Below are 26,165 nucleotides of genomic sequence, written 5' to 3' on the forward strand. Positions count from 1 at the left end.
GCGAATTTATGCCTGCGTTTCTGCAACAACATAAACTATTTACACACAAATTATTGACATTTTATTTTTGATGAACGATATTGCCCCTTAATTAAGCTCTGGTGATAAAGAGTAAGCTTGTTGGGGGTAGACTAATTCAGCACGCTGCGACGGCAGCTAACACTGTTGCTAACTTATTCCGCCATTTTCTTTGCAATTCAACGTGTTGTCCCAGCAGTCGGGGACAGAGCCATGCGCCGCCCTGCGGTGTTACCCTCTGCGCCGCAACTGCCGACTATTCTGACGAAGGAAGCCAGCCGTCATGACCCAAGCCGTCATACAAGTCCTTGGTGAAAGCGCCCTGATATTGAATGCAGGGGCCAACGCTACCCTGGAATGCCAACAACGCTTGTGGGCCATCGCTGCCAAAGCCTCGCATTGGCCGCACGTACGCGACGTCGTCCCGGGCATGAATAACCTGACTATCCTGTTCGATCCGCTAGCGGCCGACGCCGGGCAACTGGCGGAGAAACTCCAAAATGCATGGGACGCCGCCTCGATCAGCCAGAAGACTGGAAGAAAAATCGACATCCCGGTGGTCTATGGCGGCGCCAGCGGCCCCGACATGGAAGAAGTCGCGCGACACACCGGCTTGACGCCGGCGGAGATCGTCAAACGCCATACGGCAGCTGAATATATTGTCTATTTCATCGGCTTCCAGCCGGGTTTTCCTTACCTCGGCGGGCTCGACCCGCAATTGGCCACCCCGCGCCGCAGCGAACCGCGGCTGGTGGTACCTGCCGGCTCGGTCGGCATTGGCGGTAGCCAGACCGGGATCTATCCGGCCGCCTCGCCCGGTGGCTGGCAACTCATCGGCCATAGTGCGCTGCAATTGTTCGATCCTGCTGCCAATCCTCCTACCATACTGCAACCGGGTGACCGCGTACGTTTCGTCGCCAGCGAGGTGATTGCATGATCAAGATCCTTCGCGCCGGACGCATCAATTCGGTCCAGGACATGGGCCGCAGCGGTTTGCGCCATCTCGGCATCTGCCAATCCGGAGCGCTGGACCGCACCGCACTCGCCATCGCCAATCTGCTGGTAGGCAATCCGCGCGACGCTGCCGCCATCGAATTCACGCTTGGCCCGTGCCAGCTTGAATTCACGTTCGACTGCCGCATCGCCCTGGGCGGCGCCGATTTCGCGGCAACGCTGGATGGCCGCGCACTGCCGTCATGGTGGAGCGTACGCGTGCGTGCAGGACAAATTCTGACGCTGGAAGCTGCCCGCCACGGGATGCGCGCTTACCTCGCAGTCGCCGGTGGCATCAATTCCGCGACCCAGCTAGGTTCGCGCGCCACCGATCTGCAGGCCGGCTTTGGCGGCCATGGCGGCCGTGCCTTGACTGAAGGCGACGGCCTGTCTGCCGGCGCACTGAACAACCCCGCCGCGGCGCTGCATACCGCGGCGTCTTTCGGTGTACGCCCGCCAGCCTGGTACCAGGCCGACGATACCGAAACACTGGCGATCCGCGTCATACCCGGACCCGAATATGACATGTTCACAGTGGCCGCACAAAAAACTTTCTGGAACAGCAGCTGGACCTTGACGCCGCAGAGCAATCGCATGGGCTTTCGCCTGAGCGGACCGGAGCTCAAGATCAAGAAAGGCAACGACCTGCTGTCCCATGGCGTACTGCCGGGCGTAATCCAGGTGCCGCCTGCCGGCCAGCCTATCGTCCTGATGGCGGACGCCCAAACCACCGGCGGCTATCCAAAAATAGGCGTCGTGATCGGCGCCGATTTGGCCAAACTGGCGCAGTTGCGCTTCAATCGGACCATACAGTTTGTCGAATGCGACGCCGACCAGGCGCGCGAGGAATTGCGCCAGGAAGCGGCATACCTACAGCAAATCGAAACCGCGATGCACTGGTTGCGGCCGGCCAAATAGGAGCAGACCATGCCCACGAAAGATAAACGACAAGATCAACGACACGGAAAGCGACACCATCAGGTCGACCTCAACGCCGACCTCGGTGAACAGAGCGACGGTAGCGACGAAGCATTGCTGGCGCTGGTCAGCTCGGCCAACATCGCTTGCGGCTGGCACGCCGGCAGCGCCTTGATGATGCAGCAATGCGTAACCTGGGCGGTGGCGCAAGGAGTCGCCATCGGCGCCCATCCGAGTTTTCCCGATCGCGACAATTTCGGCCGCACCGAAATGCAGCTTCCGGCCAACGAAATCTACAGCGGCGTGCAGTATCAAATCGGTGCGTTGGCGGCGATCGCCGGCGCCCATGGTGTGCAGCTGGCGCACGTCAAGCCGCACGGCGCGCTGTATAACATGGCAGCGCGCGATGCCGCACTGGCCGACACCATCGTCGCCGCGATCCGCGACGTCGATCCGGCGCTGGCCTTGTTCGGCCTGGCTGGCAGCGAGCTGATCGCCGCCGCCCATCGCGCCGGCTTGCAGGCAGTGGAAGAAGTGTTTGCCGACCGCGGCTACATGGCGGACGGCAGCCTGGTCAAACGCGGCACGCCAGGCGCCTTGATCGAAGACGAAGAGCAGGCGTTGGCACAAACCATGCATATGATCCGTGACGGCAAAGTCCATGCGACAGACGGCAGCTGGGCGCCGGTCACGGCGGATACGGTGTGCCTGCACGGCGACGGTGCGCATGCGCTGGCGTTTGCGCATCGCATCCATGACGAGCTGAAGCAGCAGGACATCGCCATCCGCGCGCCCCGGATAGCCAGTGCAGACAGCCTGTTTCCGTTGCTGGGCTAAAAGACAAAACAAAGACAAAACAAAAAAATCAACACCAGGAAGTCAACAGAACCGGCGACGCAACAACGAACGCCTCAACATTAGGAGATAGCAATGACCGTAACAGAACTATTGCCGCTGATCGGCATACCGATTGTGGTGGCAGGCTTTGCCTTGAAATTCAATCCTTTGCTGGTCGTGACCGTCGCGGGTCTTGCGACCGGTCTGTCGGTAGGCATGGATATCGGGACTTTGCTGGAAACCTTTGGTGAAAAGTTCGTCAACAGCCGTTCGCTGGCGACCTTTCTGCTGATCTTGCCGGTGATCGGCCTGCTCGAAAGCTATGGCTTGAAAGAACGGGCGCAGGATTGGATTGCGAGCTTGGCCAACGCCACCTCAGCGCGCATCCTGATGCTGTATTTCGTGTTGCGCCAATTCCTGGGCGCGCTCGGCCTCACCTACATCGGAGGCCAGGCGCAAACCGTACGGCCCTTGCTGGCGCCGATGGTAGAAGGCGCTGCGGTCGCCAAATATGGCGAACTGCCGGTGCCGATCCGCGACAAAATCCGCGCTCACGCTGCCGCTTGCGACAACATTGCGGTGTTCTTCGGTGAAGACATTTTCATCGCCTTCGGCGCAGTACTGCTAATGGATGCCTTCCTGAAGGAAAACGGCATCACCAATATCGAACCGCTCCATCTCGGCCTGTGGGCTATCCCGACTGCCCTCGCCGCGCTCGTCATTCACATGACGCGCTTGACCCGGCTCGACGCCAGCATCCGGCGCGATGTCGAAGCCTGGAGAAAAACCGAAGGCCAGGAGGTGACAGCATGAAGACCCTCCTCACCATCAACGAGATCTATTACCTGGTCGGCATCATTGTCATGCTGCTGGTCGGCATGACACTGCGCGACAGGGGCAATCCGAAACGCCTGACCACGGCGCTGTTCTGGTTTCTGTTTGGCGCGGTGTTCCTGTTTGGCGACATGTTGGTAGCCGGGCTCGGCAAACCGCTGGCCTACCGTGTCATTGGCACCGTAGTCGTGTTGATTTCTCTAATCGCCGGTTTCGGCCTGCTGTCGGCTGGTTCATACAAACAACGCAGCGCCGAGGAACGCCAGGCATCGGCCAACCGTTTCGGCAATTGGATTTTCCTACCTGCGTTGTTGATCCCGTTGATCACCGTGCTGTGCACGGTGCTGCTGAAGAATGTTTCGATCGGCGGCGTCTATCTGCTCGACCAGAAACAATTGACGCTGGCGGCGCTATGCGTAGCCAGCGTCTGCGCGATCCTGGCAGGCTGGAAGCTGACTGGCGGCACGCCGTTGCAGGCGGTACGCGAATCGCGCCGGCTGGTCGACGCCATCGGCTGGGCCGCGATCCTGCCGCAGATGCTGGCGATGCTGGGCGGAGTATTCGTCGCTGCTCAGACTGGCAAATCAGTACAAGAAGTAGTCACCCTGTTCGTCAATCCAGACAATCGTTTCATGCTGGTCGTGATTTACTGCGTCGGCATGGCTTTGTTTACCATGATCATGGGTAACGCCTTCGCCGCCTTCCCGGTAATGACCGCCGGCATTGCGTTGCCATTCCTGATCACCGGTCAACACGCCGATCCGGCGCCACTGGTTACCATCGGCATGCTGGCCGGTTATTGCGGTACGCTGATGACACCGATGGCCGCCAACTACAACATCGTGCCGGCTGCGCTGCTGGAGTTGACCGACAAATACAAGGTAATCAAAATACAGATTCCCACGGCCGTGACGCTGCTGACAGCTAACGTCTTGCTGATGTACTTCATTGCATTCCGCTAAGGAGACACCATGCACCTAACTCTTGACCAGGTGGCGGCGTTTGCGCGCTTGCCTTTGCGCTCGCTACGCCACGAATATCCGAACTACATCATGCACGCCTTGAACGGCCCGCAAGATGCGCAAACGCCACGCGCCATGCATCCGGTGTTCTACGGCTGCTACGACTGGCATTCCGCGGTACATGGTTACTGGCTGCTGGCACGCTGCGCCCGCCTGTATCCGACGTTGCCGCAGCAGAATGAAATCGCGACGCTGTTCGACGAGCACTTCACCGTTGCCAACATGCAGCAGGAACTGGCGTATTTCCAGGCGCCGGGGCGGGTTTCTTTTGAACGCCCATACGGCTGGGCCTGGATCATGGCGCTGGCCCAGGAGTTGGAAACCTGGCAGCACCCCAAGGCCAAAACCTGGCTGGCGGCCATGGAGCCGCTGGTGGCTGAAATCCGCAGCCGCGTGTTCAGCTATTTCGCCAAGCTCAGCTATGCGATTCGGGTCGGCACGCATTACAACAGCGCGTTTGCCTTGAAACTGATACTCGATTTCGCCCGCCATCGCCAGGACAGCGAACTGGAAAGCGCCGTGGTCACTGCCGCCTGCCGTTACTTCATGGGCGACAGCAATTACCCGGCGCACTACGAACCGGGCGGCGACGAGTTCCTGTCGGCCGCGCTGACCGAAGCTTTGCTGATGGCGGACGTGCTCGATGCGGATGTCTTCGTCGACTGGTTTGCCCAGTATTTGCCGGCGCTGGCCGACATCGACCGGCTGATGAATCCGGCCGAGGTCAGCGACCATGGCGATCCGAAAATCGCTCATCTGAATGGTTTGAATTTAAGTCGTGCCTGGTGCATGAAAAAGATTGCCCGGCGTCTCCCGGAAAATGACCCGGCCACCGCCACGCTGACTGCAGCGGCACGCCGCCATATCGAGGCCGGCTTGCCGCATGTCGTTAGCGGCGAATATGCCGGCGAGCACTGGCTGGCAACGTTTGCCATGATGGCGATGGAAACGCCAAACTAAGACAGGTGACCTATGGTTCAGAAAATTCAGCGCAGCATTTTACTTACCGGCTTTGAGCCGTTCGAACAAGAACCGCTCAATCCATCATGGGAAGCCGTACGCGCGCTGGACGGCTGGCAGTGCGAAGGCGCCAGCGTGGCAGCACGTCAATTGCCCTGCGTTTTCGGCACGGCGCTGGAGGTGCTGGATCAGTTGATCGATGAGCTCAAACCGGTACTGGTCATCTGCGTCGGCCAGGCCGGCGGCCGCAGCCAGCTGTCGGTGGAGAGAGTGGCCATCAATGTCGACGACGCACGGATTGCCGACAACGCCGGACGCCAGCCGGTCGACCAGCCGATTTATAGCGACGGCCCGGCAGCGTATTTTTCGACGCTGCCGATCAAGGGCCTGGTCAAGGCGATGCGCGCTGCCGGTGTTCCGGCAGAGGTTTCACAAACCGCCGGCACCTTTGTCTGCAACCATGTGTTTTATGGCTTGATGCATCAGCTGGCCACACATGCGCCCAAAGTCCGCGGCGGCTTCATTCACATCCCGTATATTCCTTCGCAGGCTGCACGCCATCCGGGCCAACCCAGCCTGGCGCTGGATACGGTCATCGAGGGTTTACGGATTGCGCTGCAGAGCGCCATGACGTTGCAGCAGGATGTGATCGAAGGCGGCGGCCAGCTGCACTAAAGCAAGTACATGCGCCGGCGCATACGGATTCCGCTAATTTCCTGATTTTCGGCAAGCCGATCTTGTATCATTGGTTTAACGGGGGCGTTGAAAAACGCCCGATGATGCAGTCAAGTTACAGGAACCCGTATGTCGGAAACTCAAGTCGTTGTAGTAAGCCCGGAAGGCGAGCTGTACGCCGGGAGCGCCGGATTGGTCACCCTGCCGGGCATCGCCGGCTCGCTGGGCATCTTGCCGGGCCACACTCCGTTACTGACTCGCCTGAAGCCAGGCGCGGTCCATATCAAACGGCTGACGGGCGAAGATGATTTCATTTATGTCGCCGGCGGCTACGCCGAAATCCAGCCGCACTCGGTAACTATCCTGGCCGACACCGCGATCCGCGGCAAGGATCTGGACGAAGCCAAAGCCACCGCGGCAAGGCAGCAGGCCGAGGAACGTTTGCAGAACCTGGCGTCGAATATCGACTACGCGCTGGCGCAAGCCGAGTTAGCGGAAGCGACTGCACAACTCGCCACGCTGGCGCAGATGCGACGCGGCAAATAGCCTGATCGAGGCGCCTGGCTAATGCCAGACACCTCACGGCAAATCAACGCGGTTGCAGTGTAATTCCGCCATTCGATGGCCGGCCACCGCCACCCTGGGGCCTGCCACCTGATGGCCGGTTCCCGCCCGGCGGCCTGGCGCCGTGTGGCGGACGATTTCCACCGCCGAAGCCCGGCTGCGGATGCGGCCTGCCTGGCTTGACTACCGGCGGTTTCGGATGTGGCCTTGGCGGCGGCCGCACACCTACCGGAGGACGCGGCCGGTGCGGCCGATGCGCCCAGTGCGACTGCTGTCCATACCAGGGCCGGTTGCGATAATTCTGATTCCAATAAGCGCCAAGGGTAAAGGCGATGATCGGCAATCCGATGCTGCTGCCGTAGCTCATCACCGGTACCGGATTGCCTTGGTAAGGATAGTTCAGGTTTTGCGCATACACCCAACCCCGATTGCCGTCCGGCAGCGATACATCGCACCAGGTATAACCGTTGATACAACCAGCCACCGATACCGGAGTGCCGGGACGAAGCTGCGCCACCAGCGGATAATCGCGTGCCGGACCGGCCCGCAGATTAACGTTTTTACTGGTAAAAGCCTGCTGCTGAGCGAACGCGACAACAGGAACGCTGAGGCAAGCGACTGCAATCAACGGCAACAAGCGGATGCGAATCATGACCATCTCCAATGGATTGACAATCGATACTGCGCCCTGCGCGAACGCTGTTAAGAATACATCGAAAATTACTTAATGGAAATGCCAGGTTCATTGATACACGCTATTACTTGGCACGGAGATGAATAGTCGCATGAAATCATGCGTAAAAGACATCAAAACGGCAAAGCGTCTTGCTGTTGAATGGAGCGAATGAAATGACTATAGAAAAGCTGACAAACTACGATCCTGGGGAAGATTTCAGCTTTATCGCGCTTTCGGCGAAAACGGCAACCTGACCTTAAAAACTACCCTTGCCGAGATGAAGGCGCCTGCCATTGATCTGACCACCAAGGTTCACGCCTGACTATATCCACAGGAATTCAGTACGACGAAAACCTGTCTGCGAACCCCATGGAAATAGCCTCGTCAACTACTGATTGCTCACACCATGCCAGCATCATGCGCCTGCTGGTCGGCATGGTAAGAACTGCGCACCATGGCGCCCACGGCGGCGTGCGCAAAACCCATCTTGTAGGCTTCTTCCTCATACATCTTGAAGACATCAGGATGCACGTAGCGCCGCACCGGCAGGTGATTCCCGCTTGGCATCAGGTACTGGCCGATGGTCAGCATGTCGACGTCATGGGCGCGCATGTCGCGCATGACTTGCAGTACTTCTTCATCGGTTTCGCCGAGGCCGACCATGATGCCGGATTTGGTCGGCGTGTTCGGATGCAGCGCCTTGAAGCGTTTCAGCAGGTTCAGTGAATACTCGTAATCGGAGCCGGGCCGCGCTTCCTTGTACAGGCGTGGTGCGGTTTCCAGGTTGTGGTTCATCACATCGGGCGGCGCCAGGTTGAGGATTTCCAGCGCGCGATCCATGCGGCCGCGGAAATCGGGCACCAGGATTTCAATCCGGGTATTCGGCGACAACGCCCGTACGTGGCGGATGCAATCGGCGAAATGGCCGGCACCGCCGTCACGCAAATCGTCGCGGTCGACGCTGGTGATGACGACGTAATTCAATTTCAACGCGGCGATGGTCTTGGCCAGGTTTTCCGGCTCGTTGACATCGAGCGGATCCGGGCGGCCGTGGCCGACATCGCAGAACGGGCAGCGACGGGTGCATTTGTCACCCATGATCATGAAGGTGGCCGTGCCCTTGCCGAAACATTCGCCGATATTCGGGCAGCTGGCTTCTTCGCAAACCGTGACCAGGCTATTGGCGCGCAAGATGTCCTTGATTTCATAAAACCGCGACGATGGCGAGGCTGCCTTGACGCGTATCCAGTCCGGCTTTTTCAGGGCTTCAATCGGGATAATCTTGATTGGAATGCGCGAAGTCTTGCTGGCGCCTTTTTGCTTTTCGGATGGATTGTAGCTAGCGGTGGCGATGGTGGCTTCTGCAGGCAGCGACGGCGTGGTTTCTGTGGTCATGGTCTGGGCATTTCCTTGCTGGAGTCTCGAAAAAGGACTCAGTTAAAACGGTCTATCAATTTGTGAGCAAGCGCTAACTGCACCTCTGAGAGAGCACTATCAACGCCTAGTGTTTTCATATCGACTGTGGCGAGGCCTTCGTAGCCGCATGGATTGATCCAGGAAAAAGGCGTCAGATCCATGGCAACATTGAGCGACACACCGTGGTAAGTGCAGCCGCTGCCTCTTACTTTCAAGCCAAGAGCAGCGATCTTCGCACCCTGCCAGGCGCCGTCGGCAACATAAATCCCGGGGGCACCGGCCTTGCGTTCACCGGTCAGATTATACGCTGCCAGCGTGTCGATCACCGCCTGCTCGATACCCTGCACGAATTCACGTACGAACAGACGCGCGGCGGGACGGCGGCGGCGCAAGTCCAGCAACAGGTAAATCACTACCTGACCCGGCCCGTGATAAGTCACCTCGCCACCGCGATCGGTCTGTATCACCGGAATCTGGTGCGGCGCCAGCACATGGCTCGGATCGGCTCCCAAACCCAGTGTAAACACCGGCGGATGTTCAACTATCCACAACTGGTCTGGCGTATCGGGGGAACGGGAATCGGTAAACGCGCGCATCGCGTCAAAACTGACTTGATAAGGTTCTACGCCACGCTGAATGATTTGGGGGCTAGGCAGAAGATCTGGGGAAATGAGTTGCTGCGCACTGGACATACCGCAAGTGTACCGAAAATCGGGGGTCGGCGTGCGCCAACGGGCGCGCCGTCAGGCCGGAATGCGGCCTGACGATACCCGGAAACGCAATGTCGAGAGCAAGGCGACGTTGCGACCACGTCACGGCAGCGGGTGCACATCTGATATCAAATCAGCAAGCTGCCGGACTAGCGCCGAGTGGCTTGCTAAAGCCGGCGCGTGCGCTCGACGACGGCAGACGAGTCGATTGCTGTTGAATTTGCACCACACTTTTGCCTTTGACCGCTTCGATGACGATATGACTGTCAGCGGCAACGCTCAGGAATTGCCCCGCAGACAACCAGTAGTCGTCGCCGTGTCCTGTTACGGTCACCCACACGCGGCCTTGCGTGATTTGCAGGGTTTGGGCTACCGGGGCGGTTACCGATGTGGCTGTACCGGCATCTATGGTTAAAGACTCGTTAGCTAATAATTTTCTCATGATGTCACTCCTTGAAACTACTGGTATATTGGACGCCACATCACAATCCACACCACTTGATATAGACGTTCCTTGTTTCTACAGAGCCATTTTAGACAATCCACAGGCAGTAACAAAACGAGTAATTTTCTCCTCCCTTGCTAATTTTCCTCATATAAAATGGCCGATCTCCGAAAATTGCCTAACCTTTCTGCCCTGCGTGCCTTCGAGGCTGCAGCACGCAATGACAGCTTTTCGCGCGCCGCCGAAGAAATCTATGTGACGCCGGGTGCGATCAGCCATCAAATCCGGGCCTTGGAACAGGAACTGGGCATCATGTTGTTCAGCCGCCACGGCAAGCGCATCACGATCACCGAACAAGGACAGCGCTTTGCCGCGGTCATCCGTAAATCCTTGAATGAAATCGCGTTTGCGGCCGAAGCCTTGAAGATGGATGCCAAGCAGAAGCGCTTGACCATTTCCGCCCTGCCCTCGTTTGCCGCACGCTGGCTGGCGCCGCGACTGTGGAAATTCATCGACCTGCATCCGGATACCGAGGTAGTGCTGCAATCGAGCAGCCACCTCAATGACCTGGAACGCGAACCTATCGATGTCGGCCTGCGCTACGGGCTGGGCCACTATCCGGGCCTGGTGGTGGAAAAACTGATGGACGATTATTACTATCCGGTGGCCAGCCCGCACTACCGTGACGGCAATCTGCCGAATACGCCGCAGGAGCTAGAGCAGTGCAGCCTGTTGCGCATGGATACCGAATCGTCGTGGATGCCGTGGTTCGAGGCCGCGGGTATCGACCTGGTGGAACCGACCGGCGGCTTGCTGATCGAGGATGCGTCGATGCTGTTGCGTTCGGCTTCGGATGGATTGGGGATTGCTTTGACGCGGCACGCGATTGCGCTGCAGGAAATTGCTTCGGGGGAGTTGGTGCGTTTGTTCGATGTCGTCGCGCTCTGCCCGCTATCCTATTATTTCGCCTGCACCAAGGAAGCACTGAGTAAACCGCAAGTGCAGGCTTTCCATCGCTGGCTGCTGGACGAAATCAGGACTTTCAAGGCACAAAGCGAATGGCCCGGAGGACCCGAGCCATCATGATTCAATACGAATTTAAAGCACCATCTTTACCATCGGGTGCGAAGACAGCGCCCGATACAAATCATCCAGCTGTTCACGGCTTGTCGCACGAACAGTAGCAGTCAGGCCGGTATAGTTACCCTTGGACGATGGCCGCACTTCCAGCTTGTCGATATGAAAAGTCGGATCATGCTGCACCACCACGCCAACCATGGTCGGCGCAAATGCGTCATGCGTAGGCCCCATTATCTTGATGGGAAAATCGCTTGGGTATTCGATCAGGCTTTCAGCAGGGGGGATAACCTGGTTTTCAGTGGGCTCGGTCATGATGGTTGCTCTTTAATGGTGACGCAGGATACTAGTTTACTCCCGAAACGGATTCCTGCACTAAAAGCTTATCGGCGACCGGGATTTGCCGGTATGGTATGTGTAAAAGGAAACAAGGCAGAAAACCAAATGATTTCCACCCTGCAATATCTACAACAGCTGTGCGCTACTGCGTTCCGTAGTTAAGCCGCCTTGGCCGCCTGATAAGCCTCGTATAACTGTTTGTATATGGGGCCGGGTTCGCCATTTCCAATAGTCTTGCCGTCAATTGAAACCACCGGCAATACCTCCTTGGTAGCTGACGACAACAGCACTTCATCCGCCGCAAACACCTCTTCACGCGCAATCCGGCGAGCTTCGAACGGAATGCCGCCGGCAGCGCACAATTCCTCGATCAGGCGATAGCGGATCCCTTCCAGGATCAGATTATCCTTAGGCGGCGCCATCAGTTTGCCGTTTTTGACGATCCAGACATTGGAAGACGACGCTTCGGTCAGCCAGCCATCGCGAAACTGAATTGCTTCCACCACGCCATGCTCGGCAGCATTTTGCGCCGCCAGCACATTCCCCAACAGGGAAATCGACTTGATCTCGCAATGCAGCCAGCGTTGATCCTCCATCGACACGCAAGGCACGCCGCTAGCGCGCAATGCCGCGCTCGGCAATACCAGCGGGTTGGTCATGATGAATACCGTCGGCGTCAGCGCTTCTTTCGGAAACGCATGACCGCGCTTGGCGACGCCGCGGGTGACATGGATGTAGACCATCTGGTCATCCGCCGGATGGGCATCGATCACACCTTGAATCAGCGCCAGCCACTGCTCTTTGTCATGCGGATTTGTAATACTGATCTTTGCCAGGCTGCGAAACAGGCGCGCCAGATGATGCTCGGAACGGAATAATTTACGGCCGTAGATAGGAATCACCTCATACACGCCATCACCGAAAATGAAGCCGCGGTCGAGTACCGGGATGCTCGCTTCGGACAGCGGTGTCATGCTGCCATTGAGATAGACCAGCGGGTCTTGCATGATCGGATTCCTAAAAAAGTAGAGAGTCCAATTCTGGCACAGCACCGGACCATGGGGTATGCAAAAAAAGTATGCGAATGATCTGGAAAGCATCGCTCCAAGATGGAGGCGCGCGATGTTGACGTGATGCGGTAGCATACACATACCTCAACTTCGAGGAACCGCCAAAGTTCCTCCTGCGCCTGACCATGACCACCATCGTTACCCGTTGCGCCTGGGCCAATCCCGCCAATCCCCGTTACCTGGCCTACCACGACGAGGAATGGGGCAAACCCTGCCACGATGAGGTGCAACTGTTCGAAATGCTGAACCTGGAAGGTGCGCAAGCCGGCCTGAGCTGGGAAACCATTCTCAACAAGCGCGACAACTACCGCCGCGCCTTCGACGGCTGGGACGCAAAAAAAATCGCCCGCTACGACGAGGTCAAAGTGGCGTCCCTGCTGGCCGACGCCGGCATCGTCCGCAACCGCCTGAAGATCGCCGCCACCATCAGCAACGCCCAGGCTTATCTGCGCCTGCGCACCGAAGTCGGCGGTCTTGATGCTTTCTTATGGGCCTACGTCGATGGCGAGCCGATCCAGAATCAGTGGACATTACTTGGCGGAAATCCGGCCAAAACGCCTTTATCCGACCGCATTTCCAAGGATCTGGGAAAGCGCGGCTTCAAATTTGTCGGTTCCACCATCATCTACGCTTATATGCAGGCGATCGGCATGGTGAACGACCATTGCGTCGAATGTTTCCGGCATCAGGCAGTGGCAGAGTAATTCCCGATCGGCCTCCTGGGCGACGGTCAGGATACCCGGATCGCCGCCCTCTTTTCGTTCCCGCGCCATTCTGTTACATTCCCGCCATGCCTAAACTGACCTTAGACCGAATCCTGCAATCGCAGGGCTTCGGCAGCCGAAAATATTGCCGCGAGTTAATTGAAGATGGCGAAGTCGTCATCGGCGGCGTTGCCGTTACCGACTATAAATCCACGCCCGACACCGACGGCCTGGTGTTCACCTTGTTCGATGAAGAATGGGTTTACCGCGAACACGTCTATATCGTGCTCAACAAACCGGCCAATATCGAGTGCTCGCGCAAACCCAGCCATCACCCCGGGGTGCTAAGCATCTTGCCGGAACAGTTCAGCTGGCGCGACGTGCAGCCGGTTGGACGGCTCGATCACGACACCACCGGCTTGCTGCTGATGTCGGACGACGGCAGCTTCATCCATGCCCAGTCGTCGCCCAAGCGGCACGTGCCGAAGTTATACGTTGCCACCACGCATGAGCCTGTGACCGAGGAACTGGTGCAAAGCTTGCTGGCCGGCGTGAAGTTGCATGATGAGCCGCAGACTCTGGCCGCCGTCAGCTGCCGCATAGTGGGCCCGCATGAAATTGAGATCGTGCTGGAACAGGGCAAATATCATCAGGTCAAGCGCATGCTGGTGGCGGCTGGCAATCATTGCTCGGCGTTGCGCCGCACCGCAATCGGCGGCCTGACCCTGGAAGCCCTGGAGCTGGAATTGGGGGAATGGTGCTATCTGGAGCCGGAACACCTGGCTTTGCTGGTGCCGTCGGCCTAGTACAAAAAAACGCAAAAAAAAACGCAAAAAAAACGCAAGACCTGAGTCTTGCGTTTTTACTGATTCAAGCTTTCCTGGAAAATCAGTGTGAGCGGATCATGGTGCCGAACGCCTGTTCGGTCAACACTTCCAGCAGCAACGAATGCTCGATACGGCCATCGATGATGTGCACTGTATTGACACCCGACTTGGCTGCATCCAGCGCCGACGAAATCTTCGGCAGCATGCCGCCGGAGATGGTGCCGTCCTTGAACATTTCATCGATTTCGCGTGCCGACAAGTCTGTCACCAGATTGCCCTGCTTATCTTGCACGCCAGCAATATTGGTCATCATGATCAGCTTTTCAGCATGCAGGATTTCCGCGATCTTGCCTGCCACGACGTCGGCATTGATGTTGTAGGCCTGGCCGTCGGCGCCAAAGCCGATAGGCGAAATGATCGGAATGAACGCATCGTCCTGCAAGGCTTTGACCACCGCCGGATTGATGGCTTCGATTTCGCCGACAAAGCCGATATCGAGGAATTCACCCGGATGCTCGCGGTCTGGCATGCGGTATTTGCGCGCACGGATCAGGCCGCCATCCTTGCCGGTCAGGCCGACAGCCTGGCCACCGTAGTGGTTGATCAGCATCACGATATCCTGCTGCACTTCGCCGCCCAGCACCCACTCCACCACTTCCATGGTTTCTTCGTCGGTAATCCGCATGCCTTGCACGAAGGTGCCTTGCTTGCCGATTTTCTTCAGGGCATTGTCGATTTGCGGGCCGCCGCCATGCACCACCACCGGGTTCATGCCGACCAGTTTCAACAAAATCACGTCGCGCGCGAAGCCGTGCTTCAGGCGCTCTTCGGTCATTGCATTGCCGCCGTATTTGACGACAATGGTTTTACCGTGGAATTGACGGATGTACGGTAACGCCTCGGCCAGAATTTCAGCTTTGATTCCTGGGGCAACGTTGGCTAGATCGTTGGTCAAATCGGCCATGAACAGTCCTACAAGAGAGGTTCTGAGCTTGTCAGAAGAAAGTAAAAAAGTGCAAAGACTGCAACTCGGGGGAGTTAAAAATCGCTGCGAGAAGGATCAGCGCGATTTTACATGGAAATGCGCTTGCTTAGGTGTAGCAAGCACGTCATGTGTCGCGGTTGTGGCACATCCGGCAAGATCCATATCACCGCGTCGGACTTCACCCCGCCCGACTTTGGGAATTTCTCTAAACAGCGATTCTTGCCGCTACATGCCGACCACTCCTAGTTGGTTTTCGTCACTTTGCTCAAATGACGTGGGCGATCCGGATCCATGCCGCGGGCGATCGACAATTGCGCGGCCATTACATAAAACGCTAATATCGCTACGATTGGATCAAGATCCGGTGTTGCTGCGGTAGGCAGAGTCAAGTCCCGATCCGCGACATCACTTGGCGCCGCCAGCAATACTTTGGCGCCACGTCCGCGCATTTCTTCGGCCAGTTTCAACAGACCTGCTTGTGCCGGCCCGCGGGTAGCGAACATCAGCAGCGGATAACCCTCGCCGATTAAGGCCATCGGCCCATGCTTGATTTCTGCACCGCTAAAGGCTTCTGCTTGTATTGCGGAGGTTTCTTTAAACTTTAATGCTGACTCCAACGCCACCGGGAAGCTGACGCCGCGTCCCACTACCATGATGTTGGTACTCGGTACCAACACCTCTAAGGCCATTGACCAATCGGTATGGCTGGCGATGTCCAATGCTTCTGGTAAAGCATCCAACGCGGCCAGAAATTTGATATCATTTTGCCAATACCCAGTCAACAATGCGCTAGCAACCAGGCTCGCAATAAAACTTTTCGTGGCAGCGACAGAAAGTTCTGCCCCTGCATGCAGGGGAATAGCCCATTCAGCGCTCAAAGCTAGTGGCGAGCTGACATCATTGACCAGCGCAACCGTCGCTGCTCTGGCATCGCGAAAATAACGTATTGGTTCGATCACATCCGGGCTTTGCCCGGATTGCGAAATAGCAATGGCCAGAGCATCCTTCGCTATCAGCGGTGCGTTATTCAAGGTTACGAGCGACATTGGCAAGGATGCGACGATACGCCCCAAACGCGCCATGATGAGATATGCGCAATAGTTGGCAGCGTGGTCTGAGCTGCCACGAGCCACTGTCAAAATACTGCCGGGCGGTTCAGCCCGTAGTTGTCTGCCGAGTTCAGCGTAACGTTCTCTGTCTTGCGTTAATTGCATGGCAACGTGCCGGCTGGCGGATTGGGCTTCTTTAAGCATGAGTGGGGCTGAGGTCAATCTGTTCTCCTTCTACGTAAACGGCTTTGAGTTTGAGCTGGCGGTCAAACACCAGGATGTCGGCGAAACAGCCGGTTTTGAGGCGACCGCGTTCGGCAATGCCAAGATAATCGGCGGGATAAGTGGACGTACGTAGGGAGGCTTCTTCCAGCGTCAAGCCGATTGAGAGCAGATTGCGTAAAGCCTGGTCCATGGTCAAGGTGCTGCCCGCTAGCGTTCCATCGGCTAAACGGACGCCGCCCAGGCATTTGTGAACAACCTGGCTACCCAACATGTACTCACCGTCCGGCATACCCGACGCGGCGGTGGAGTCAGTGACGCAATACAAGTAAGGAATAGCCCGTATCGCTGCTTTCATGGCGCCCGGATGCACGTGCAGTAAATCGGGAATCAGCTCAGCGTATTCGGCATGGGCCAAGGCTGCGCCGACCATCCCGGGTTCCCGATGGCGCAAGGCGGTCATGGCATTGAACAGATGAGCAAAACCCGTTGCACCGCTTTTCAGTGCGGCGACGCCATCTTCATAGGTCCCCAGCGTATGGCCGATTTGTACACGCGTCCCCTGATCGCCAAGCCTCTTTATCAAGGCAAAATGTCCCCTCATTTCTGGCGCGATGGTAATCAATTTCAACGGTGCAAAGCTGCGTAACCAATCTATTTGCCCCACCGTTGCTGCGGTCGCAAAATTAGGCTGGGCACCGAGTTTTCCAGGATTGATATAGGGCCCTTCCAGATGCACACCGAGTATGCGAGCACAACCCGTTTGTCGCGTCAGGCAAGCGCGACCAACAGCCAGCAATACATGTTCCAGATCGGCAGGTGGCGCCGTCATGGTGGTTGCCAGCATACTGGTGGTGCCATGTTGCGCATGCATGCGTGAGATGGTGTGAGGCGCATCACCAGCGTTCATGACATCTAGACCGCCGCCGCCATGCACGTGCAAGTCGATAAAGCCGGGCAAGACATAGTCGCCGTCGCGGCCTGAATCAGAGGGATCAAATTTCAGAGGCGTACCGTTGATACCGGTGATCAGATCATTGAAATGAACCACTCCGGACACCCAGCCTTGGGGGGTCAGTATATTGCCGTTAAGTTGTGTGATGGCGGGCATTAAATGCATTCCATAGCTAATTGTTGACGAATCAGGATCAAGCCGCCAGCGGCAGAATCAGCTACCGGGCAGATCGCTCGCTGGCGCAACGCTGGCGGCAAGAACTCTTGCAGAGGTACAGCCAAACCACCGCAAAGCGCCAGCGGCAATCGCGCCGAAGGATCAAGCGCTAAAGCGAGTTTTTCGATTGCACTTCCCGCTTTCTCCATGATGTTGCGTGCTACCGCGCTGTGTATCACATGATTGCTCACCAACGGGGCCAGTTGGGCATACATGCTTTGATTAGCGCGTGCCAGCCAGCCAAGCACGCAGTTGCGATCGCCATTTCCGTTGTTGCCACCACAGAATTGCATGACGTCCGCTGAAAGTATGTCCGGATTTGCACGACCGTCAAACACTTGCTGTACATGGTTAATGGCATGCAACCCAAGCCAGGCGCCACTAGCTTCATCGCCTGAGGGAAACCCCCAGCCACCAAGCGTGCGTAGCCTGCCGTCGGCCAACAGCGCTGCCCCTATGCTCCCGGTGCCAATGGCGACGATCGCACCCGGTTTACCTTGATGCGCACCGAGTAAAGTAGTAATTGCATCGGAAGCGATGGCAAGGCTGCCAAACCCCGGGTTTAATCCGGAAAATTCGTCGGCCCATTGCGGAACATTGACACCAGAAAGGCCGCACCCCAATGCCATGTGTTCATATACTGGCGGAGTGATGCCGCTCTTGCAAAAGGCCGCTTGAATCGCATCGCAAATGGCGGCCCAGGCCGCCTGACGACCATGCATCAACGCCGATGGTCCAGCGGTCGCCTCGGCTATTTCTGTGCCGTCGGCAGTATGGATTCGCACATGCGTTTTGGTGCCACCACCATCAACGCCAATCAAATATCCGTAGTCTGTTGTCACTGTAGATCCTGTTCAGCTTACTTGCTATTTGAATGATCAATGGCATTCGGAACTACCACCTGCAAGCGCACTGCAATTTCGCCGGTTGCGTATTGCCCCGGATTCTCGCGCTCCCGTATCGCCATTCCGCGCTTTACCACCGCATGCGACAAACGCCAATAAAGCGCGATCGTCAACGCGGATAACATCACAAATCCGATCATCCCGAAGTGTAGATACAACAGCTTATAAATTTCTATACCTAAGCCGTATATCAACATGCTGAGCATGCCGATCGCGGCAGCAACCGTACCTTTTGATACGGAGCTTTCAGTAAGGGTAAAGCGCATTAATACGGCAAAAGCCAGCCCTTGACCAAATGCCAGAAGACTGACCCCGGCGATGATGAAATACAGTGGATTGACTGGTGCTACGCCAAGCAGCATGAGTAATGTTCCCAGCAAGATCGGATATAGGGCGTAGCTGATGGAGGCACCCAAACGCCAGCTATCGGTTTTACTTGCCAACAGCAGATTACCGGCAATCAAACTACCGAATACCGGAATTTGCCAGAGGCCATATTCCATCATGCTCAAGTGGGCATCGACCACCAACATCATGGGCGACATCGCAATCCAGCCGAATAATGGAAGCAACAGAAAAGGCATCGCCAGCGCACCCCTCAAAAAATAACGATTGCTGAATACCGCACGATAGTCGTGCCAAATCTGTACCAGTGGTACTTTTTCCTGATGGTCCTGACGTTTGCTGACTGTTTCCGGCATGTGCAGGGCGAGGCCGATGAAAGCAATACTGGAAATGCAAGCGATAGACACAAACACTATCCGCCATGACCAGACTTCTATCATGAAGGCACCTGCGATCGGGCCGACCAATGGTGCAAGCATGGCGACATTGGCCATTATTGCGGTAACTTTCACTGCTGCTTTTTCTTCAAATGCTTCTTGCACGACGGCGTAACCGACCGAAGAAATAAAACATAGGCCGAGACCTTGAAGGACGCGCAGAAGTATGAAATTTTCCATGTTCTTTGAAAATACAATGGCGAAACAAGAAAAGATGAAAAATAAAACACCCGCCAGCATCACCGGCCGCCGTCCGATACGGTCGGAGAGCGGACCAAACAGCCATTGGAGTACCGCACCTCCAAATAAAAAGGCCGTCATCGCTGATGCCATCCAAGCCGCGCTAACGCCAAATTCTCGAGTTACGGTCAACATTCCAGGTTGAATCATGTTGTTTGCGATGTAGACGGAGAATTCAAATAACACTAGTGCCAATGGAAACATCATGGTCTTGCGGGTAAGCAGAGAAATTTTTTGCATAGTTTGAGCAAAATGCGTGGGGCGAAGAAGCGCACGCGCCGCTTTTGTTGAAATTCGAAGACTTCGGAAGAAACGAGCGATACACAATCACGATCCTCACCGCGACAAACAGATGGATTGCGCTGCGGCATACGCCGCATTGACGTAGCAAGTCGCTGTATCGCATTGAAGACGGATATCTGTCAGGATGACCACGTCCTTAGGACGTGGTTTGAAAAACCAAAGGTTGGCCATCAACTTTCAGCTGCACGAACGGAAGAGGCAACCACCACCGGCTTTTCATGTCGTCCTATCGGAACAATGCGCGACAACACCAGCACCGGTATCGTGCACAACAGGACCCACAAGAAAAAATGTTGATATCCCAATGCAGCCTGTATCGCTCCGCTCATCATCTTGAACAGGACATAACCAAGTTGCATCACACCTGTGCCGATGGCGTAATGGGCCATCCGATATTTACCGACCGACACTTCTTGCATGATAAATAAAATCAGGCCGACGAAACCAAAGCCATAGCCAAACATCTCGACGCTGAGCGCAACAGCAATCACACTGAAGTCGCTCGGCATCGCCACGCTTAAAAAATAGAATGCGGCGTTAGGCAAATTCATTGCCAGGATTAAAAAGAACATCGCGCGTTTCAATCCTAGCCATGCAGTGAAATAACCTCCCAATATGCTGCCGCCGATGAAGGCCAGCGTCGCCAATGTCCCATACAAGACACCGACTTCGCCGGTACTCAAACCTAAGCCGCCTTCTTCGCGCGCTGCACGCAGAAACAACGGTCCGATGGTCGTCACTTGTCCTTCTGCAGCGCGAAATAAAATGATGAAAAGAATCGCAAGCCAAATGCCCGGCTTCTTAAAAAAATCAACTATCACGTCTTGCAGAGTAGCAAACACACCCCGCATAGTGATTGGGTCGGCATCGGCACGCACACTATTTTTTGCATTTGGCAGAGCCCAGGAATGGTACGTGGCCAAGACGATCATGATCACGCCAAGCATTCCAAAAATGATGGACCACGCATGCGCTACCTCCATCTTTTTTTCAAAATAACCAGCCAACACTACCAAGCCACCCAGAGAGAAAAATCGCGCAGCATTGTAAAAGCTACCTTGCCACCCTGCATAAGCAGCTTGTTGTTTGTCACTTAAGCTGCTGATGTATAAACCATCAGCAGCGATATCGTGGGTTGCCGAAGCAATCGCCACCAAGGCCAGCAAGGCAATGCTTGCGGCAAAATAGACCGGCAACTGCAACGCCAGCGCTAACAAACCAAGCGCCGCGCCACCAATAAATTGAAACAGCAAGACAATGGATTTTTTACTGCGCGCGACCTCTAGAAAGGGACTCCACAGCGGTTTGAAAACCCAGACGAAACCAAGCAAACCGGTCCACAAAGCAATCTGCTCGTTTTCTACGCCCATACTTTTGTACATCAGCCCTGCCATTGTCGCCACCAGAAAATATGGCAGGCCTTCAGCAAAATATAGAGTAGGCACCCATGTGATGGGATGACGTTTAGGGGTTTTTCCGTTTTGCATGGTCTCTGTATGCTTTCGTTTTTGTCAGTTTTTATTCAAGCTTATGTAAAGATCATCGTGCAGTCGGAGCAACGACACTCGCCCCGACAGTCTTTACTCACGTGCGGTTCTCCAAAATAGCTGTTCGCAGTTACGCACTTAACAACTTTTCGACTATCGGTTCCAGGGCAGCCGGGCGACAGCCATAGCTGGCGAGACGGCCTTGGGCCATCGGAGCCAGATCCAGATCGTAGGGCAAGCGACCCGCCACTACCCACAGCTTGTCGTGTGGTATCGCAGCCAGAAGACGTTGCTGACCTTTGACGAACATGGCGTTATAGGTTTGCAACACAATTTGTTGCGCGCCTTCGGCAAATGCAATCGCATTTACCACCTCCTCCTCAGACGCTTCGGCTGACAGCATGTATTCGCGCACGCTAATGCCCGCTTCCAGCAAAGCTGGCAGCATGGAACTACGGGCTTCCTTGTTACGCACCATCACTACCTCATCCACCTCACTACGCGAGCGCACCTCCACCGTAATCAGCGTGACTGGCAGTCCCACATCCAATGGCCGGAAATTCCCTTGCACAAGCAACGCTGCATTTTGCAACTTTCTAGCTAACGCCAACGCCTCAGGTTTCCTTAAACCTTCTGGCCTGGTTGGCGTGCTGCGCCATTCGCTGACGGCATTGATTGTTTTGAGTTGAGACACACGTTGAAGTGCATCATTGATACGCTCGATAGAAATGCTTCCCTGTTCTACGGCCTGCACCACGGCTTCAATGGCAGCTTGCTGCCGCGTTTCCTGATGCGAAATGAGTACTATGTCGGCACCCGCCTGCAATGTTGCAACCGCACCTCTGGCAACACCCACGCCTTCGAAAATGGCGGCCATTTCCAGACAGTCGGAAATTATCACTCCTTTGAAGCCCATCTCATCGCGTAACAGGTCTGTGAGCACGGCCTTTGACAGCGTTGCAGGGACCGTAATATCTGGCTCGATGGCCGGGAACGCGAGGTGCGTCGTCATAATGGCGTTTACGCCTTGGGCTATTGCCGCTTTGAACGGAGCTAATTCCACCGCGTGCAAGCGCTCCTTATCGTGGGGCACCAGTGACATCGCGTAATGGGTGTCGGTAGATGTATCACCATGACCGGGAAAATGCTTGGCGGTAGCTATCATGCCGGCGGATTGCAAACCTCGCATAGCGGCCATGCCGTACTTAATGACGCTTTCAGGTTCTTCGCCGTAGGCGCGTACGCCGATGATCGGATTCTGCTGGTTATTGTTGACGTCCAAAACCGGCGCCAGGAACATATTGATACCAATCTGGCGCATTTCATTGCCGCTGATATGGTTTAGTGCTTCGCAATCCTGTATCGAGCCGGCAGCCTGAAAAGCCATTGCAGCAGGAATAGGCGTCACTCCTTGCTCAATCCGCATCACCATGCCTCCTTCCTGGTCAAGCGCAATGAGCAATGGCACATCGCTGACTTGCGCATTGATTTCCTGTAAATGGCGGCAAAGTGTAGCGACTTGTCCAGGTGTTTGCATATTGCGGCGAAAAAGTATGATGCCGCCCACTTTCTGCTGCTGAATAAGTCGGGTAATGCCCTCATTTACCTCTAGGGCATCAAAACCAACCATGAATAACTGCCCTATTTTTTTTTGTAATTCCTGATTCATAATCCAATCCTTCCAGCGTTTTTATGATGAAGAGAATTTCAGAAAATAAAGTACCGCCCTGCATTTACCATATTGCCGCTCCAAGTAGCTTTTCACCCAAAGCAGACAATTTTGCAGTTTGATATCTATCTCTTTCCCAGTGACGGGGATCTCCGTGCAAGCTGTATCCTTCCGGAGCAAGACGCTGTTCCCATGAACGGATGCGCCAGTTTTTTAACTCGGTATTGCTCTCCTGAGCAGGCATCATGGAAATATATTGCGCCATCCGAACTTTATTTTTGGATGTATTCTGTCGGATGCCATGACAAAGTTTGCTGTTCCAAAGTAGAAGATCACCTTTTCCCAATGGGACTCGAGTGGGCGTGAAATCAGCAACATTTGGTCTGTACCAATCCCAGTTGCCGGGTTGTTTCGATTTCCATGAATCATAGTTTTTGAACAGCTCGGGAATACACATGAATCCGCCCACGTCCTCGTCGGTCTGATCGCTAACGGACAATACGCCTTGGACATTCTGCGGATCGGATTCCGGGTCGTAATCCCAGTGCATGAAACTCTTGAATTCAAAACCTGGTTCCGGCGGCAAATTGAAATTTAATCTGTCGATCGATACCCACAATTTACGCGCACCCCAGACATCGACAAACGCATCGTATACTCGTTGAGTTTGGCGAGTGTCCCAAAGGTATTGATGGTTATACAGCTCCACCATGCCTGCGTTGAAGCTTAATTCTGTTTTTCTCAATTCTGATTTTTGCGGTGGATACCAGGTACCCTGATCGTCAGGATCAAGTTCTTCGAATTCCCACATAAGCCTCTCCAAATTACAGATCTTTTCAGGCTCAACAGCTTTCTTGATCACGATGTAACCATTTTGAGTCCAGAACTGCCAATCCTCTTCGGAGAGTATGCGCAATGGGTTTCCGTTTGAACGATCATTTAAGCGGAATCCATTCTTTGCAAGAGTTGAATAATTGCGGGTGGAGATGCTATTTTTATCAATGCTGTCTATTTTTTTGTTCATAAAGACTTAAACCTGGTTGAAAAAATTGGTTAGCCGTCACAATCACTGGAACGGAGCCAGTCAGATGCATGGCTCCGCCTTGGAAACCACGGTGGTTCGATTTGATCTCAGCGTAATCTTTTGATCAAACGCCGTACTCGAGAATGTGCAAGCGATCGAAAAATATGTCATATGCATACTCGAAGGTGCTGCTTATCTTGAATCCCTTTTTAAGGTACATCCGGAACGCATCATTCTTTCCCCACACAGCAAGAACGATGCGCCTGCTGCCTTTCCGATGAGCCAGCGATTTAATTTCTTTGAACATCATGTTGAAAAGACCTCTGCCTCGATATCCATGCTCTACAGCCAGGCTGGGAACAAATAGATCAGAGGCATCTGTATTTTTCGAAACAAATTCATCGTAGGCATCATCCATCGCCTTCATTTCATCTCGATAATAAGAGACCGCTTTTACCCTACCGAATTCTTCCATTGTTCCTGCGGTAAAGAATCCAGCGAACTTGCGTTCGCGATCGAACATCCCATAGATATGCGAGATATATTGATCAATATTTTGATGTCTTTGCAATTCGACAAATGGCAAATTTAATTTATTACTAAACGAGCAGTACTCAAGATAGCTGGTGGAAAACAGCAGTTTCGCCATGCGATTTTTATACTCTTCGCCCGGCATATTTTTTGCTGGCACGAAATGAACAGAATCAATCGATCCAGGTGTGTGTGTAGCTGAAGTCAATTCGGTTTTCTCAACTCGATTCTGGCTGAAGGAAATTGGCGCGCTGAGATGATAATTGGCCCGCGCCTGGTCTCCTTTGACCTTATGCCAAAAATCTCTTTTCTTAATTCGCTCTGAATTTTTTGCGACCAAATACGCGCCGAACAGGGAGTTCACCCGGTCCAGTTTTTCATCATGCGACAAGAATGAATAGTAGTGACAGTTATTGACTTCGGTGCGCAGCTGCGATGGATACGCCATTCTTGGAATTTCATCGAGATAAGAAACGGCTGCGATATGCTCCAGATCCAGCGCGTTATCCAGGCGCCAATTAAGCCTTTCCAAGGTATTGATGCATCGCTTGTAGCTGTAATCCTCTTCAGCAGTTAGCGGGATTTCCACATTCGTTATTGCATCTACTACCAGGCGCATTCCATGTAAGCCACCAATAACGGTTTCTTTTTCTCCATAGTGAAGAACAGAAAAATTTTTGCTGATGTCGTCATAGCTCTGCAGCGTATGGCCTATGTTCTGTTGCCATACTCCGTATGTAACGTCATGCAACATTGACGCATATTTTTTTGATGCTGCCGGATGGCTGGTTTGCTCAAGGAAATTTGAAGTTATTTTTTCTAAATTTTCATTCATTTTTTCGACCAGTTTTTTTAGTGATCGATTTCCTTTTTTTGAAATCAGTACTCCATTTTCATCATTGAACAGATTCATCCAGCTCACGTTGTAATGCTGTATTTTTCCAGTGCCTTCGTCCAGTTTGAAATCCATGTAATCTGGAACTTCGGGTTTCGCCAGGAAGATCGTGGCCGACCTGTGCGGTATGATGTCAACATCAAGGTAAATTCCGCCGAATGTCTGCAATATCACCAATCTAAAAAAATCAGATAAATTGACGAAGTATTTTTTCTTGTGCAATTCTTTGATGAGATCAGCATTCACCGCTGCAAAATCGATCATCAGATCATGCAGACAATTAACTACCAGCACATTTTTTCCGATCGAGTAACAGCCAATGGCATATCGGCCTGCACCAACCGCCGATTTGAATAGCGGATCGTCTCGCAATTGATTCTTATCCCAGACCCAAAGAATATTGGTATAGCTAATATTCATCGTGGACTCAATTTCACCTAGAGCCTCGCCCCATTGGCGTATCGTCTCTACCGCTATTGTCGGCAAACTTCCACCCATCCAGATACGATGTACTAATTTTTCATCGTCACTGATTAATTGAGAAGGGATTCCGACCAATGACGAAATATTTCTTGCATCAAACGCCTCGAAACGAGAAATGACGAATTTTTGTAATTCGCACAAACGTTCTCTATAGTTTGCTTTTAATTTATTCAGCCGTGTTTCGGCATCCGACTCATTCACTTTATTGGAGATGCAATAAGACTTCCACTCCTGGCAAGCAATGAATCCGGATTTCAAATCCCTGATTTGAATTTCATATTCGATATTGAATGTCGTCATCTTTTCCTTTCCTCGGGACTGTTCAACGCAATCT

Annotated in this window: 26 protein-coding genes; 11 read left to right on the forward strand and 15 right to left on the reverse strand. The window is 54.4% G+C overall.

What is annotated here, in order from left to right; translation table 11 throughout:
* The first annotated feature begins 301 nt into the window (after positions 1 to 301).
* The 8 genes from pxpB (at position 302) to BM205_RS08000 (ending at position 6,803) form a co-directional block, all read left to right on the forward strand.
* Positions 302 to 955 carry a 5-oxoprolinase subunit PxpB gene (gene pxpB / locus BM205_RS07965; RefSeq protein ID WP_092413978.1) on the forward strand — a complete coding sequence of 218 codons (654 nt, stop codon included), beginning with the start codon at positions 302 to 304 and terminating at the stop codon, positions 953 to 955.
* Positions 952 to 1,929 (forward strand): 5-oxoprolinase subunit C family protein, encoded by a 978-nt coding sequence (locus BM205_RS07970; protein ID WP_092413979.1) that lies wholly within the window; start codon positions 952 to 954, stop codon positions 1,927 to 1,929. Before pxpB ends, BM205_RS07970 begins: the two co-directional genes overlap by 4 nt.
* Positions 1,930 to 1,938: 9 nt before the next feature.
* Positions 1,939 to 2,766, forward strand: coding sequence for a 5-oxoprolinase subunit PxpA (pxpA, locus tag BM205_RS07975; RefSeq protein WP_092413980.1), 828 nt, complete (start codon positions 1,939 to 1,941; stop codon positions 2,764 to 2,766).
* Between the two features lie 93 nt (positions 2,767 to 2,859).
* Positions 2,860 to 3,579, forward strand: a complete 720-nt coding sequence (locus BM205_RS07980; protein WP_092413981.1) for a DUF969 domain-containing protein — start codon at positions 2,860 to 2,862, stop codon at positions 3,577 to 3,579.
* The gene (locus BM205_RS07985) at positions 3,576 to 4,562 is read left to right on the forward strand and encodes a DUF979 domain-containing protein (RefSeq protein ID WP_092413982.1); all 987 of its coding nucleotides are present in this window, start codon (positions 3,576 to 3,578) and stop codon (positions 4,560 to 4,562) included. The genes BM205_RS07980 and BM205_RS07985 overlap by 4 nt, the downstream gene beginning before the upstream one ends.
* Before the next feature lie 9 nt (positions 4,563 to 4,571).
* Positions 4,572 to 5,582, forward strand: a complete 1,011-nt coding sequence (locus tag BM205_RS07990; RefSeq protein ID WP_092413983.1) for a DUF2891 domain-containing protein — start codon at positions 4,572 to 4,574, stop codon at positions 5,580 to 5,582.
* 12 nt (positions 5,583 to 5,594) lie between these two features.
* Entirely contained in the window at positions 5,595 to 6,257 is a 663-nt protein-coding gene (gene pcp, locus BM205_RS07995) for a pyroglutamyl-peptidase I (protein ID WP_092413984.1), read from the forward strand.
* A 129-nt stretch (positions 6,258 to 6,386) separates the two neighbouring features.
* Positions 6,387 to 6,803 (forward strand): F0F1 ATP synthase subunit epsilon, encoded by a 417-nt coding sequence (locus BM205_RS08000; protein ID WP_092413985.1) that lies wholly within the window; start codon positions 6,387 to 6,389, stop codon positions 6,801 to 6,803.
* A gap of 43 nt (positions 6,804 to 6,846) precedes the next feature.
* Here BM205_RS08000 and BM205_RS08005 read toward each other — a convergent pair whose 3' ends face one another.
* From BM205_RS08005 to BM205_RS08020, 4 genes are all read right to left on the reverse strand, one after another.
* On the reverse strand, positions 6,847 to 7,473 hold the full coding sequence (locus BM205_RS08005; RefSeq protein WP_092413986.1) for an SH3 domain-containing protein: 627 nt from the start codon (positions 7,471 to 7,473) through the stop codon (positions 6,847 to 6,849).
* A 423-nt stretch (positions 7,474 to 7,896) separates the two neighbouring features.
* The gene (gene lipA / locus BM205_RS08010; RefSeq protein ID WP_092413987.1) at positions 7,897 to 8,892 is read right to left on the reverse strand and encodes a lipoyl synthase; all 996 of its coding nucleotides are present in this window, start codon (positions 8,890 to 8,892) and stop codon (positions 7,897 to 7,899) included.
* A 38-nt stretch (positions 8,893 to 8,930) separates the two neighbouring features.
* Positions 8,931 to 9,605, reverse strand: a complete 675-nt coding sequence (lipB, locus tag BM205_RS08015; protein ID WP_092413988.1) for a lipoyl(octanoyl) transferase LipB — start codon at positions 9,603 to 9,605, stop codon at positions 8,931 to 8,933.
* A gap of 151 nt (positions 9,606 to 9,756) precedes the next feature.
* A complete protein-coding gene (locus BM205_RS08020; protein ID WP_092413989.1) occupies positions 9,757 to 10,065 on the reverse strand; it encodes a DUF2917 domain-containing protein in 309 nt (102 codons plus the stop codon).
* Between the two features lie 159 nt (positions 10,066 to 10,224).
* Between BM205_RS08020 and gcvA the strand changes: the two genes are divergently transcribed.
* Positions 10,225 to 11,154, forward strand: a complete 930-nt coding sequence (gene gcvA, locus BM205_RS08025; protein WP_092413990.1) for a transcriptional regulator GcvA — start codon at positions 10,225 to 10,227, stop codon at positions 11,152 to 11,154.
* A gap of 12 nt (positions 11,155 to 11,166) precedes the next feature.
* On the opposite strand, the gene BM205_RS08030 is transcribed toward gcvA, so the two are convergent.
* Both BM205_RS08030 and BM205_RS08035 read right to left on the reverse strand, forming a co-directional pair.
* Complete coding sequence (locus tag BM205_RS08030; protein ID WP_092413991.1) at positions 11,167 to 11,460, reverse strand: DUF493 family protein; 294 nt, start codon at positions 11,458 to 11,460, stop codon at positions 11,167 to 11,169.
* Between the two features lie 182 nt (positions 11,461 to 11,642).
* A complete protein-coding gene (locus BM205_RS08035; RefSeq protein ID WP_092413992.1) occupies positions 11,643 to 12,491 on the reverse strand; it encodes a D-amino acid aminotransferase in 849 nt (282 codons plus the stop codon).
* Positions 12,492 to 12,679: 188 nt separating this feature from the next.
* On the opposite strand from BM205_RS08035, the gene BM205_RS08040 reads away from it, so the two are divergent.
* Together BM205_RS08040 and BM205_RS08045 are read left to right on the forward strand one after the other, a co-directional pair.
* Positions 12,680 to 13,258, forward strand: coding sequence for a DNA-3-methyladenine glycosylase I (locus tag BM205_RS08040; RefSeq protein ID WP_092413993.1), 579 nt, complete (start codon positions 12,680 to 12,682; stop codon positions 13,256 to 13,258).
* 86 nt (positions 13,259 to 13,344) lie between these two features.
* The gene (locus BM205_RS08045) at positions 13,345 to 14,064 is read left to right on the forward strand and encodes a pseudouridine synthase (RefSeq protein WP_092413994.1); all 720 of its coding nucleotides are present in this window, start codon (positions 13,345 to 13,347) and stop codon (positions 14,062 to 14,064) included.
* 82 nt (positions 14,065 to 14,146) lie between these two features.
* Here the strand turns inward: BM205_RS08045 and argB are convergent, their stop codons facing one another.
* The 9 genes from argB to BM205_RS08090 all read right to left on the reverse strand — a co-directional run bounded on the left by argB (position 14,147) and on the right by BM205_RS08090 (position 26,131).
* Positions 14,147 to 15,049: an acetylglutamate kinase gene (gene argB / locus BM205_RS08050; RefSeq protein ID WP_038493964.1), complete on the reverse strand. Its 903-nt coding sequence runs from the start codon at positions 15,047 to 15,049 to the stop codon at positions 14,147 to 14,149.
* A 263-nt stretch (positions 15,050 to 15,312) separates the two neighbouring features.
* Entirely contained in the window at positions 15,313 to 16,323 is a 1,011-nt protein-coding gene (locus BM205_RS08055) for an SIS domain-containing protein (RefSeq protein ID WP_092413995.1), read from the reverse strand.
* Positions 16,316 to 17,452, reverse strand: a complete 1,137-nt coding sequence (gene nagA, locus BM205_RS08060) for an N-acetylglucosamine-6-phosphate deacetylase (protein ID WP_092413996.1) — start codon at positions 17,450 to 17,452, stop codon at positions 16,316 to 16,318. Before nagA ends, BM205_RS08055 begins: the two co-directional genes overlap by 8 nt.
* Positions 17,452 to 18,354 (reverse strand): glucosamine kinase nucleotide-binding domain-containing protein, encoded by a 903-nt coding sequence (locus BM205_RS08065; protein ID WP_092413997.1) that lies wholly within the window; start codon positions 18,352 to 18,354, stop codon positions 17,452 to 17,454. Before BM205_RS08065 ends, nagA begins: the two co-directional genes overlap by 1 nt.
* A gap of 17 nt (positions 18,355 to 18,371) precedes the next feature.
* The gene (locus tag BM205_RS08070) at positions 18,372 to 19,766 is read right to left on the reverse strand and encodes an MFS transporter (RefSeq protein ID WP_217646030.1); all 1,395 of its coding nucleotides are present in this window, start codon (positions 19,764 to 19,766) and stop codon (positions 18,372 to 18,374) included.
* 146 nt (positions 19,767 to 19,912) lie between these two features.
* The gene (locus BM205_RS08075) at positions 19,913 to 21,229 is read right to left on the reverse strand and encodes an MFS transporter (RefSeq protein WP_092413999.1); all 1,317 of its coding nucleotides are present in this window, start codon (positions 21,227 to 21,229) and stop codon (positions 19,913 to 19,915) included.
* A 130-nt stretch (positions 21,230 to 21,359) separates the two neighbouring features.
* Complete coding sequence (gene nagZ, locus BM205_RS08080; RefSeq protein ID WP_092414000.1) at positions 21,360 to 22,898, reverse strand: beta-N-acetylhexosaminidase; 1,539 nt, start codon at positions 22,896 to 22,898, stop codon at positions 21,360 to 21,362.
* 64 nt (positions 22,899 to 22,962) lie between these two features.
* Complete coding sequence (locus BM205_RS08085; protein WP_092414001.1) at positions 22,963 to 23,922, reverse strand: phytanoyl-CoA dioxygenase family protein; 960 nt, start codon at positions 23,920 to 23,922, stop codon at positions 22,963 to 22,965.
* A gap of 124 nt (positions 23,923 to 24,046) precedes the next feature.
* Entirely contained in the window at positions 24,047 to 26,131 is a 2,085-nt protein-coding gene (locus BM205_RS08090; RefSeq protein ID WP_175511208.1) for a glycosyltransferase, read from the reverse strand.
* Positions 26,132 to 26,165 lie beyond the last annotated feature (34 nt).

This window comes from Collimonas sp. OK307, assembly GCF_900113705.1.
In the GTDB taxonomy this organism is placed as follows: Bacteria; Pseudomonadota; Gammaproteobacteria; order Burkholderiales; family Burkholderiaceae_D; genus Collimonas.